The organism is Niveispirillum cyanobacteriorum (genome assembly GCF_002868735.1).
Lineage (GTDB): Bacteria > Pseudomonadota > Alphaproteobacteria > Azospirillales > Azospirillaceae > Niveispirillum > Niveispirillum cyanobacteriorum.
The window spans coordinates 538586-549258 of sequence record NZ_CP025613.1 but is presented as its reverse complement, the minus strand read 5'-3'; the positions used below and the strand labels follow the sequence as shown (position 1 = coordinate 549258).

Here is a 10673-nt window from a genome sequence, read left to right as displayed (position 1 = left end):
GGTCAGCGATCAGTTCGCCATCCGCCCGGGGTGTGGCGACGCCGTGGCGCCGCCGGCCCCAGAACCGGGCAGCCTCTCTCAGTTTTTTTCGCGGCGCGCCTGTACCGCGACCCCGTCCAGACCGCGCTGATAGGCCACCAGCAGGGCGTTGGTGATGGCCGGATCATCCAGCGCGACCTTCTTGGCCTGCTCCCACGGCACTTGCTTGCCGTCCGGCGTCTGGAACCCCTGCACATCCAAGGTGGCATCGCCCGCCAGATCGCGGCTGCTGACCGATGCCGACAGGCCCAGTTCCTTGAACGTGCCCATCAGGCGGTGGGTGACGGTGCGGCCCGGACGGGCCGGATCGGGTAGCTCCACCTCGATGGGAAACTTGAAACTGTTGGACTGATCAAGGACATAGCCTTCCTTGACGGCGGCGGGCTTGCCCGGCTCCACCCCCGCAACGGACGCCATGTAGGCCTTGTCCAGGGCTGCCACCAGACGGGCATCGTCCAGCACCTGTTCCATCACCTCCTCGTCAAAGGCGATCTCCTCGCCCTCGCGGTCGGTCAGGCCGGAAAGACCCTTCAGCGTCAGGCGCAGACGCTCGCGCCGCTGGTCGCGCTGCCGGCCCGCACGGGCTAGACCCGTCAGCAGCTCCTCTTCTTCCGAATTGGGCAGCGGTTGGAACCGCGCCAGCAGACGGCGGGTCTCGAACTGTCCGGGAATGCCAGGATTGGGAACCGGCACATGCACCGGCCATTCGTAATGACGGGGGGCAAGGATCAGGCCCATGGGGAAAACCTTTCGGAATGGAATGGATGGGGTGTTTTGGGGGGCCTCCCCCGCCCATCGGCCACAGCCGATCGGCGGGGGGGGCGGGGACAATATCCGCCAAGCGCAGCGTGGCTGGCGCGTTGAGCGCCCGCGACCCCATGGTCGCGCAAGCCCGAGCCGCCGGACGGCGGCGCCCGGCGCCTGAGGGAACGGAAAATTAAACCGGCGCCGTACCCGACCACAGCTTGAAGGCATTGCCGCCAGCGGCGGGGCGGGTGAAGCGGACGGGGACCGAAAAGCCGACATTGCCGTTCAGGTCGACCGTGCTGACGCGACCGATCTGCACGCCATCGGCGGTAAAGCCCACCTGGGTGCCGGCGGCGGTGTAATGGACCAGCTGCAGGCTGGTCTTGGTGTCCAGCATGGCCTCGACATTCAAGGTGCCCAGCGGCGGGGCCATGAAGACCAGGGTGCCGGTGGGGTTGAAGCTGTTGACCTCGGCCCCGGAATAATTGGGGCGGTTCACGAACACCGCATCATTGCCCAGATTGATCTCCAGGCTTTCCAGGGCGATATCGACACCGCCCAGCTTCACCGTCGGCGTGTTTTCATCCGACAGGACGGCCGGCTGACGATAGCTGGCATAGGTGGGGGCCACGGGCGGGGCGCTGGCCGCCGACGGGGCGGCATAGATGCCCTTGGCCTGGCTGGTCAGGATCGGCACCTGGCCGTTGGTCAGGCGGATGGACCCGCCCCCCATCAGACCGGCCAGCACGCGCAGCTCCCCATCGCGATAGAAGCGGCAGGTGAAGCTCTCCTGGCCCGTAATGACCGGGGCATATTCGACGCGGGTCGTGGCGACGATGGTTTCCTTCAGGCTCAACAGACGCGCCGCCGGGCCCCAATGCGGGGCGGTGGCCGCCGCCGTGGGCGGGCACAACGGCACCTCGAACGATACGCTCTGATGCAGGTTGGTCGTATAGGCCTCACGCGCAGCAGCCTGACGCCCATCCAGCGCCAGCTCGACCTCGCCACCATCCATCGGCGTGATGGCGCCGTTCATGGTGATCAGCGCATCGCCGGCGGCGACGGCAACGGGGGTGCCCTTGGTGACCTCGGGCGTCAGGAACACGACCTTGGTGTCCCATTTGAACGGAGCGGGCATGGATCAACTCTCCTTGAAGGGGGCCGGCTGTGGCCGGCATCCGGTCCTGTTGATGTTCGGGGTGGGCGCCGGCCTTCACGTCCGGTGCGCCAACCCTGCCAGGACCCGTCCCCCACCGCCCCCCGGACGGGCGCGGGGTGGTTAAGGCTATTATTCCTATTTTGAATAAGGAACTCCCGCGCCGGGCCATGTGGGATTTTTCGACCTGAACGAGTTTTTCTGGTAATTTTTTCTGGCTATTGCATATACCCATGGCAGGGTTCGACGGGGCAGATGACACCCAATCCCAAGGCAATCAGGGCAACAGTGCCACGCTGTTCAGGTATGGCCACCCTCTGGCGAAGGCGTTGCCTTTTAAGGCAACACTCGCCATGTTGGAAGGGTAGGGGGTACTGCACCGGTATGAAACGGACCTGGAAAGGGACGAACAACCGGAACGGCTGCTCTACTGCACACAGGGGTTTCTGGGTTGGTTTGAGGATGTGTTACCCGGATTGCGCGGTGATCGTGGCGCCCTGCCACCAATTGAACAGGTGACGCAGCGGTTTCACGATTTCGTTACCGGGCGGCCACTGGTCTATAACCAGGGTGCCAAGAACCTTGACCCGATGGTTGATGGCGTTTGGGAACTGAAGACCCATGATGTTCGGATTTTCGGCTGGTTTGCGGCCCCAAGTTGCTTCGTCGCCGTGAACGGTGCCCTACGATCTGCCCTGGTTTCTCACGCCCGCTTCACACCCTTCATCGAGGAAGTGACGCAGCTGCGTAACAACCTTCCCCTTGATGAGCCGAAATTCATTCCCGGCGGAGTACTGAGAAATGTCCTTTAGGTCAAAGATCGACAAACGCCGACAGACCTATATCCGCCTGCTGGGTGAGATTGCGCATGCCCTGAACAAGGCGCTTGAGGAAGAGCATGCGCAGCGCGGCCTGACCCAGGCCGATATCGCCCGCGTGCTGGGCAAACAGAAATCCTTCGTGTCGCGCAAATTGTCGGGCGACACCAACATGACGCTGGAAACGCTGGCCGATCTGGCCTACGCGCTGAACCGGCCTGTGCGCGTAACCCTGCCCTCGCGGGAACCGGCGGTTGGGCAGAATTTTTCTCAACGCTTCCCGGTGGGCGGGACCGTTGCCCAAACCCCGGCGCGCGCCACAGCGCCCGCGGCAGAGACGGCGGTGAAGACAGGGATCGTGCATCGCGCATATTGGTCCACCCCGGCAATGAAGGTGGCCGTCCATGCGTGACGGGTACAATGTTCGTGTCATATTGTTTGACGACCTGCGGGTTGAGCTTAATGACAAGCTGACGATTGTCGGCATGCACACGCAGGGCATCAAACTAAATGGAACAGCCCCGGCTGCTTTGCCGCAGCTTTGTTTGGGCGCGTGGATATCCTATCCTTTATCCCCGATGCCAGAGACTATTCGTATCATCGCAAAGGGGGATACGCTGGACGATCCTGCCCTTGATACAACAATGTCTCCGCGTCAGGAAACAGAGCCGCGCGCCACTGATCAAAGCGGTTTCAGAACCGAGTTTCTGACAAATCGTTGGGTGTTTCCCACATTCAACGCGAACGGCACGATCAGTGTCGATGTCTTCGCCGATGATGAGCTTATCTTTGCTGCCTACTGGCCGGTGACCATCGCCCCAAACCCGAACCCTATGATCCCGCCCGCAATTCAGTTCGGCCCATCGGCGTAAACACTGTCCCACTCACAGCTCAAGGGAGCTGGGCATCAAACAGCGGCAGCGGGGCTTGCATCGGCTGGGGTTTTTCAAGCCGCATACCCTTCACATAGCGTTCGATGGTCTTGGGATCGCGGTACAGCCTGCGGGCGATATCGCGTGTTGACCATCCCTGCCTGCGCAGGCACCTGGCATCGACCAGGGCCAGAAAATCGGATGCGGCGGGCCAGTGGATTTCCAGGGGCCCGAATTCGCGGCGCAGGCTGCGCAGGTTTTCCGGCCCCAGGATACGCACCATGGCATGGTCTGGGGCCGGGCGCGCGGGAAACCGGGCGTCGGTGCCGCCAAAGCGGCGGATGAAGCTGATGGTGCGTTCCTCGCCCACCAACCGCAGAATGATCTGATAGGTGTCTGGCAGCAGCGGCAGGCTGTCGCGGCGACGTAGCCGGTCCAACCGGTCCGGGCCCGGTCTGGGTTTGCCCCAGACCGGTTTGGTTTGCCCCAGGTCCAGGTCCAAGTCCAGTTCCGGCTGCGGCACATGTGTGCCTTTGGCCATCCCTCACCGCCCCGGCCGCGCCGCGCGGCCCCCGGTCAGGGGCACGGCCCGTGCCATGGCGGCGGTAACCAGCGGATCGCCCCCCTGGCGCCGGCCAATGGCCTCGATGGTGGCGATGGCGTCCAGGATCTCGCGCAGGTGCCCGCCCGTCTGGGCCAGCACCACCTCCGCCACCCCATCCTCCACCGCCACCTCGCACAGATCAGACAGGATGGCGGCCACGAAATCGCGGGCCTGCGGTTTGGTCCGCACCACCTGGCTGATGCGGCTATAGACCTGGGGAAAGCGTTTCAGGCGGCGTTCGGCCTCCTCCATCCCGACAATCACGATGCTGGCCCCCGTCACATCCGACAGGTCGCGCAGGCATTCCAGCGTCTGGCGCCGGTCCAGCACATGGTCGATTTCGTCCACCACCAAGGGGCGGGGCTGGGCGGTCAGGGCGCGGGCGGCCAGATCGAAATTGGCGGCATTGCGCCCTTCCGGCACCTGGCCCAGCCCGGCGGCCAGTTCGGCCAGAAAGGCGGCCTGGGTCCAATGCGCCTTGGCACGCAGGTAAAGCCCACCCTCCTCGGCTGCATAATGGCGGGACAGCGCCGTCTTGCCATGGCCCGCCGCCCCGCAGAGCAGCAGCCAAGACGCCTCCCGCGCGCCCCGCCCGGCCAGCGCGCGCACGGCCTCGTCAAAGGCGATGGAATTGGATGTGGTGGCAAAAACGCGCTTCATGGCGTTGCTCCTGATGTGATCTGAAAAGGGGCGAGGAACGGTGCTTCAGCCCCTCACCCCGCCTGAAGCCGCCCCGACAGGCCGGTGCCATGGCGGCGGTCATGGTCGGCAATGGCGCGGGCCAGCCGGGGGTCGGCCATGGCGGCGGCCAGATAGGCGCGGTCATGCGCCGTCACCGCCGCCTCGTTGGCCGCGCACCAGCCATACATGGCCAGATCGCTGGCAAAGAAGGCCGGCCGCTCCCCGTCTGTGGCCACCGGTGCCGGCACCGGGGTCGCCACGGCCAAGGCCACCGGCACAGGTTCTGCCACCCCCTGGATCACCGGCGGCCCGTCCGCCCCGTCCAGCTCGGCCAGGATTTCCGCCCGTTTCACCTCCACGGGCCGCAGGCGGCGGCGGGCACGCTGTACCCGCACCGTGTCGAAATAGGGCCGGGCATTGCCGCCCGCCTCGGCCACGGCGATCAGGGCACCGGACAGCGACCGCACCCAGACGCGGGTGGGGTCATGGATATCGAACCCGACCTGGACCTCCTCGCCATGATGCGGCTCCAGGTCGGCATGGAAATAGGCATTGTTGAACAGGGCCACTTCGGCCCGGCGCACACGGCGGATCAGGTGCGGGCGAAACAGGTCTTCCGCCTCGGCATCGGACAGGCGGACGGGGGCCCAACCGCGCGCCAGATGCGCCTGCCAGGCCTCATCCGGGCTCATATGCCGGCGCTTGCCCGTCGCGGCCTCGGTCATGCGGGGCAGGCCCGAATGCGGGGCGGCATTATAGGCGGCCACACAGTCGGCGGCCCAGCGCAGGAAGTCCGGCCAGCCTTGCAGAAGGTCGGACCGCCCGTGCGCGTTGATGTCGCGCTCCACCTGCTTCACGATGCGCCGCCGGGCCTCCGGGTCCATATCGGCACCGCGAAAGGTGGGCAGCACCTTGGCCGGGCGGATGAACAGCCGGTCCCAGCCTTTTTCGATCTGGCCGCGCGCCTGGGGATTGCCGGGCCGGCCCAGCGCGTGGGTGGCACCCAGCCGCCCCTGCAACCCGGCCAGATCGCCGGTATTCAGCTTTGACCGGAAACCGGCGCCATTATCGGTATAGGCGATGGCCCACAGCCCGGCCTTGCGCGCGGCATCGGCATAGGCATCCATGACGGTCCAGGTGCTTTCCGACAGGCCCGCCGACCAGCCGATGACCCGCCGCGTGGCCACACAGCGCACAACGGTCAGTTCCGGGGCAAAGGGCCGGCCATGGATGGGGTGGGCCACGTCCTGCTTGGCCGTGAACCCGTCGGCAATGACCACGTCCAGCGGCTCCAGATCGCTGGTGTCGCGCCGCACAAAGGGCCGGATGGCCTTGAGCGCCGCCGGCCCCATGCGGCCCTTGTTGCGCTCCACTGCCGACAGGCTGGACAGGAACCGCCGTGCCTGCCCCTCGCTGGGCCGCGCCGGGCCCTCCATGCGGGCAATCGCATCGGGCACCGATGGCTTGGACGGCAGCCGATAGGCCGCCAGAAAGGCCGGTGCCCAGATGGGCAGGGACGGCCCCGTCCGTACATCGGCGGGCGCCAGGACCAGCGCATCACACCCCGCCCGCTGCCAGATGCCCCACCAGCGTTTCAGGGTTGGCACCGACAGGCTGCGCGCCCCGCTGCTGCCGGCACGGGCATTGGCCACGGGCACAAGTTGGGCCAGGGCCGGCGGCAAGGTGCCCGCCCGCGCCTGCCCCGCCACCACGCGCAGGGCCGCGTTCAGACCGCCATCGGCGGCCAGCGCCCGGATATGGACCAGAAGGGCGGCCCGCGCCTCCATACAGCGCCGCTGCCACCCGTCCAGCGTGCCCGGCACGGGCGGCACCGCCCGCCCGGGGCGCACGGCTTTGCCCTCGTTCTCCCCGGCCCCCGCCGCTGCCACGATCTTGGCCGGCGGGACTGCCGTCCCGGCGGTGGGTGCGGCGGATGCAATGGGCGGACTGGACAGGAAATGCGCCAGAACCGCCTCGCGGATGGCCATGGGCAGGCGCGACAGGGGAAAGACCTTGGCCCGCCCGCCGCGTACGGGACGGGTGGTGCTGGGCCATCTGCCGCTGGCCGCACGCAACCGCACGGCCCGCTCCGTCACGCCCAGCACCTGGGCCAGCAGGCGCGTATCCACCAGATGCACCGGCTTGGCCAGCGTCGCGGGCGTGGCAGGCACGCCATCTTGCACCGCCCTCATGGCACACCCGCCTTGCCGCGCACGGCATGCAGCCGGGTGCCATCGGCGTGATAGCGCTCCTGGAACAGGATGCGCGGCTCCAGGTTCAGATGGCGGGCAATGGCCTGTTCGACACGATGGTTGGGCGCATACATGGCCTGCCCCACGGCGCGGCTGGAAATACCCAGCTCGCGGGCGATGGCCGCAAAACTGCTGGCCCGCAACCGCAACCGCCCCTGCACCCAGATCGACCGCGCCCGCACATCCCCCGGCACCCCCAGATCACAACTTCGCATAGGAACTCACCCCTGACCGCTGATAGGAATATAAATCCCATCAGCACCCATCATAGTCAAGGATGAAAAACCTATTCCGACTTTATTCCCACCACCAAGGCCCTCCCCCACCCCCCAATCCCTTTGGCCCCTTGAGGATAATTGCCACCCCCCGGAATCCCCCACCCTACTCCCCCCACCCTTCCCCCCTCCGCCATAATGGGCCGTAATTCCTACACCCCCCTCCCCTTCCCACCCACCTCCCCCCCCTCCGCACCCCATGGCACAAACGGGTCAAAGCAGATGGTGGGACATATGGTGTCAGCTTGCTGCAAGGAAGCTGTGGGAGCCTGCATCCGCAAACCAGACAATCATGCTGTCGGCGGAGGGTTTCATGAAGTCGGTCTTTACACGGAAACAGGGGCAGTCCCCGGCCTCCGGTATATTCCTGCCTGACTTCGGCCTGGGTGACGCCGGAATGGTTATCGTGACAGCAGGACCGGCACCACAGGATCCTGCGCTCTGTCATCACATTCGCATCCGGGAGGGAAATGATTCCGATCTGCGTTTCGACTTCTTTCCAGCGGGCACCCCACCTCAAATGGGCTCGACCATCCGCATAGGACCTGATCTGCTTGATCGCGCACTGCGTGAATTATCGCCCCCCCTGTGCAAGGGTAGTCTAGGCCCTTGCCTCGCACTACGGGATCGACAACTGGGCTATATCTGGCGTGCAATCATGGATGAGGCACTGGCAGGCGGTCCGGGCGGCCCCCGTCACATGGCGCGCTTGGGCCAGGTGCTGGCGGCCCGCTTGGCGCTTCTACTGCCCTGCCCTGCTGCGCCGTCGGCGATCTCCAACCGCCTGAGCGGACCCGTCCGCTCCAGGTTGATCGCCTATATCGACGCCAACTTGGACGGTGACCTTACTTTGGCAACCCTTGCAGCCGTGGCGGGTATGAGTTCCTCGCATCTGAAAACCTTGTTCCGTGCCAGTTTGGGCGAGCCCGTCCATAGTTTCGTCATGAGGCGCCGAGTGGAAAGGGCACGGCAGTTGATCGAAGAAGGCACGCTGCCGCTGGTGCAGATCGCGCTCGAAGCTGGTTTCTCCCATCAAAGCCACATGGCGCGCTGGATGCGCCGGCTCGTCGGGGTGACGCCCGGTGTGCTTGGACGCGGCATGCGGCGAAACAGCAGCGAAAGCGGCACAAATCTTTCCGGCTGATCAACGCATCCCGCAAGGTTGTGAAGCAATGGCGAGCATGGTATTTTCCGAAGGTATGCGGGCGCTCGTGGTCGAAGACGAACCTGAAATGGCTGCGCTTTTGGCGCGGGAACTGACCAATGCCGGTTTTGCGGTAGATCGGGCCATTGCGGTAGAAGAGGCGTCGGCCCTGCTGCGACTTGCCACCTACACGCTTGTCATCCTGGATCGCAGGCTACCCGATGGCGACGGGCTGACGCTTTTGCCGGAGATAACCGGAACCCAGAGCCAGGCCGGCACGATTGTATTGAGTGCGCTCGGCGCGGTTCCCGATCTGGTCTCGGGCCTGGACGCGGGTGCCGACGATTATCTTGCCAAACCCTTTGACATTGACGAGTTGCGAGCCCGTATCCGGGCGGCTATACGGCGCAACCGGCCAACGGCCCAGCAGCCACCCATCAAATGCGGCCAATTGGAGTACCGTGCTGCGGCACGTGAGTTTACGGTTCGGGGGGAGCTGCTGGTGCTTCGGCGGCGTGAGATGGCGTTACTGGAACTGTTAATATCTCGTGCGCGGCGGGTTGTGAGGCGAGATGTTCTGGTGGGACAGGTCTACGCCTTGGATGATGAGCCAAGCGACAATACCCTGGACGCTCATGTCTCGCGACTGCGCCGCCGGCTGGAGACTGTGGATGCAGGCGTCAGTATCCGACCGGTCCGTGGCATCGGATATATCATGGATGACCGATGAGCGGACGACGGGCGCCTCGTCTGGCCCATAGGCTGGCCTGGGGTATCGCCCTGGCACAGATGCTGGCCGTCATCGGCTGGACGCTGATATGGATGCTGTTTTCGCCCTATGTTTCTTATGATGAGTTGGCGGCGGCCACTGCCGGTCGTCATGTTGCGGCATCGGTTGCTGCGGGGACCAATGGCGCGCGGATCGTGGCATCACAGCCGCTTCTGGACTATGCCGCCCGTCGGTCGGGCTTTGCCTATGGAGCCCTGTATCAAGGACGGCTGCTACCTGGATCCAGCCCAGAGATGCCGTCACTGCTAACAGGCATCGCTATTCCCGGTGAGGGTGAGTTCCGCATGATGGATGGCCGCATCGCTCACGCTGAATCACTCACAGGTGCCAGCCTGCCGATCACGGTGGTTACAGCAGGCAACAGGATCGGCTTCGACGATGCACCGACCTTCTTTGGCATCCTGTTCCCACAACTTGTCGCCATGTTTGCACCTGCTCTTCTAGCCGCCGTGTTAGTCACTCCACTGGTCATGTCGCGCGCTATGCGGCCATTGCGCCATGCCGCCGCCGCCAGCGCCGCGATTAATCTGGCCACGCTGGATAAACGGCTTTCCACGGACGGCATTCCAGCAGAGGCGATGCCAATTGCTAACGCCATCAACCTGCTGCTGGCGCGGCTTCATGAGGGGATCGCGAACCAGCGTCTGCTGACAGCCAACGCTGCACACGAACTGCGGACCCCAGTAGCGGTCATCGCTGCGCGCGTTGGGTCCATGGATGACGCGCCGGAGGTGCGGGCGCTGCGCCGTGATGTCCAAAGGCTGACATTGCTGGTGGATCAGTTACTGGCCGCCGCCCGTCTGCAAGACGCATTGATGATTGCGCGCACCCGCCTGGACCTGTCGGCCCTGGTTGTCGATGCCGCCGCAGATCTGGCGCCACTGGCCATGCTGTCGGGCCGCGATGTGGAGGTTCTGATGCCTCCCGATCCCATCCATGTGATTGGCGAAGGGGACTCGCTGCGCTCTGCCATTGCCAACCTGCTCGACAACGCGTTACGCGCGGAACCAGATGGCGGCCAGGTTTCCGTAAGGGTGGAGCAGGATGGCCAAGCCGTGCTGGTAGAAGTATCGGATCATGGGGCCGGTGTTGCACCGCAGGACCGGGAACGAGTGTTCCAGCCATTCTGGCGCGGCAACAGTTCCTGGCAAGGCACAGGACTGGGGTTGGCCATCACACGTCAGATCATTGATGCCCATGGTGGTCAGGTGACTTGCCATGCGGCGGCGGATGGCGGCGCACTGTTCAAGATCAGGTTACCGGTGGCACCGGATACCCGGAAACCCGATTGAACG

Annotated in this window: 12 protein-coding genes; 6 read left to right on the top strand and 6 right to left on the bottom strand. The window is 65.0% G+C overall.

Features of this window, described 5'->3' with window-relative positions; translation table 11 throughout:
* Positions 1 to 78 precede the first annotated feature (78 nt).
* Entirely contained in the window at positions 79 to 777 is a 699-nt protein-coding gene (locus tag C0V82_RS23300; protein ID WP_102114816.1) for a hypothetical protein, read from the bottom strand.
* Positions 778 to 976: 199 nt separating this feature from the next.
* Positions 977 to 1924, bottom strand: coding sequence for a phage tail tube protein (locus tag C0V82_RS23295; protein ID WP_102114815.1), 948 nt, complete (start codon positions 1922 to 1924; stop codon positions 977 to 979).
* 494 nt (positions 1925 to 2418) lie between these two features.
* Here C0V82_RS23295 and C0V82_RS23290 point away from each other — a divergent pair, with 494 nt between their 5' ends.
* Genes C0V82_RS23290 through C0V82_RS23280 form a run of 3 tightly spaced genes read left to right on the top strand, consistent with a single transcriptional unit; the run spans position 2419 to position 3632 of the window.
* Entirely contained in the window at positions 2419 to 2754 is a 336-nt protein-coding gene (locus C0V82_RS23290) for a hypothetical protein (RefSeq protein ID WP_102114814.1), read from the top strand.
* Complete coding sequence (locus C0V82_RS23285; RefSeq protein ID WP_102114813.1) at positions 2744 to 3172, top strand: helix-turn-helix transcriptional regulator; 429 nt, start codon at positions 2744 to 2746, stop codon at positions 3170 to 3172. The genes C0V82_RS23290 and C0V82_RS23285 overlap by 11 nt, the downstream gene beginning before the upstream one ends.
* A complete protein-coding gene (locus tag C0V82_RS23280) occupies positions 3165 to 3632 on the top strand; it encodes a hypothetical protein (protein ID WP_102114812.1) in 468 nt (155 codons plus the stop codon). The genes C0V82_RS23285 and C0V82_RS23280 overlap by 8 nt, the downstream gene beginning before the upstream one ends.
* A 19-nt stretch (positions 3633 to 3651) precedes the next feature.
* Here the strand turns inward: C0V82_RS23280 and C0V82_RS23275 are convergent, their stop codons facing one another.
* The 4 genes from C0V82_RS23275 to C0V82_RS23260 are packed head-to-tail and all read right to left on the bottom strand — an operon-like array spanning position 3652 to position 7384.
* Positions 3652 to 4173, bottom strand: a complete 522-nt coding sequence (locus C0V82_RS23275; protein WP_102114811.1) for a helix-turn-helix domain-containing protein — start codon at positions 4171 to 4173, stop codon at positions 3652 to 3654.
* A 3-nt stretch (positions 4174 to 4176) separates the two neighbouring features.
* Positions 4177 to 4896 (bottom strand): AAA family ATPase, encoded by a 720-nt coding sequence (locus C0V82_RS23270; RefSeq protein ID WP_102114810.1) that lies wholly within the window; start codon positions 4894 to 4896, stop codon positions 4177 to 4179.
* A gap of 53 nt (positions 4897 to 4949) precedes the next feature.
* Complete coding sequence (locus tag C0V82_RS23265; protein ID WP_102114809.1) at positions 4950 to 7109, bottom strand: Mu transposase C-terminal domain-containing protein; 2160 nt, start codon at positions 7107 to 7109, stop codon at positions 4950 to 4952.
* Positions 7106 to 7384 (bottom strand): helix-turn-helix domain-containing protein, encoded by a 279-nt coding sequence (locus C0V82_RS23260; protein WP_102114808.1) that lies wholly within the window; start codon positions 7382 to 7384, stop codon positions 7106 to 7108. Before C0V82_RS23260 ends, C0V82_RS23265 begins: the two co-directional genes overlap by 4 nt.
* A gap of 373 nt (positions 7385 to 7757) precedes the next feature.
* Here C0V82_RS23260 and C0V82_RS23255 point away from each other — a divergent pair, with 373 nt between their 5' ends.
* Genes C0V82_RS23255 through C0V82_RS23245 form a run of 3 tightly spaced genes read left to right on the top strand, consistent with a single transcriptional unit; the run spans position 7758 to position 10670 of the window.
* Positions 7758 to 8588: an AraC family transcriptional regulator gene (locus C0V82_RS23255; RefSeq protein ID WP_211107964.1), complete on the top strand. Its 831-nt coding sequence runs from the start codon at positions 7758 to 7760 to the stop codon at positions 8586 to 8588.
* A gap of 28 nt (positions 8589 to 8616) precedes the next feature.
* The gene (locus C0V82_RS23250) at positions 8617 to 9318 is read left to right on the top strand and encodes a response regulator transcription factor (protein ID WP_342752439.1); all 702 of its coding nucleotides are present in this window, start codon (positions 8617 to 8619) and stop codon (positions 9316 to 9318) included.
* Positions 9315 to 10670 (top strand): sensor histidine kinase, encoded by a 1356-nt coding sequence (locus C0V82_RS23245; protein ID WP_102114806.1) that lies wholly within the window; start codon positions 9315 to 9317, stop codon positions 10668 to 10670. The genes C0V82_RS23250 and C0V82_RS23245 overlap by 4 nt, the downstream gene beginning before the upstream one ends.
* Positions 10671 to 10673: the final 3 nt, after the last annotated feature.

What these genes read in the sequence shown, in the direction of transcription:
- C0V82_RS23300 (WP_102114816.1), bottom strand. Translation starts at nt 777, where the DNA reads ATGGGCCTGATCCTTGCCCCCCGTCATTACGAATGGCCGGTGCATGTG.
- C0V82_RS23295 (WP_102114815.1), bottom strand. Translation starts at nt 1,924, where the DNA reads ATGCCCGCTCCGTTCAAATGGGACACCAAGGTCGTGTTCCTGACGCCC.
- C0V82_RS23285 (WP_102114813.1), top strand. Translation starts at nt 2,744, where the DNA reads ATGTCCTTTAGGTCAAAGATCGACAAACGCCGACAGACCTATATCCGC.
- C0V82_RS23280 (WP_102114812.1), top strand. Translation starts at nt 3,165, where the DNA reads ATGCGTGACGGGTACAATGTTCGTGTCATATTGTTTGACGACCTGCGG.
- C0V82_RS23275 (WP_102114811.1), bottom strand. Translation starts at nt 4,173, where the DNA reads ATGGCCAAAGGCACACATGTGCCGCAGCCGGAACTGGACTTGGACCTG.
- C0V82_RS23270 (WP_102114810.1), bottom strand. Translation starts at nt 4,896, where the DNA reads ATGAAGCGCGTTTTTGCCACCACATCCAATTCCATCGCCTTTGACGAG.
- C0V82_RS23265 (WP_102114809.1), bottom strand. Translation starts at nt 7,109, where the DNA reads ATGAGGGCGGTGCAAGATGGCGTGCCTGCCACGCCCGCGACGCTGGCC.
- C0V82_RS23260 (WP_102114808.1), bottom strand. Translation starts at nt 7,384, where the DNA reads ATGCGAAGTTGTGATCTGGGGGTGCCGGGGGATGTGCGGGCGCGGTCG.
- C0V82_RS23255 (WP_211107964.1), top strand. Translation starts at nt 7,758, where the DNA reads ATGAAGTCGGTCTTTACACGGAAACAGGGGCAGTCCCCGGCCTCCGGT.
- C0V82_RS23250 (WP_342752439.1), top strand. Translation starts at nt 8,617, where the DNA reads ATGGCGAGCATGGTATTTTCCGAAGGTATGCGGGCGCTCGTGGTCGAA.
- C0V82_RS23245 (WP_102114806.1), top strand. Translation starts at nt 9,315, where the DNA reads ATGAGCGGACGACGGGCGCCTCGTCTGGCCCATAGGCTGGCCTGGGGT.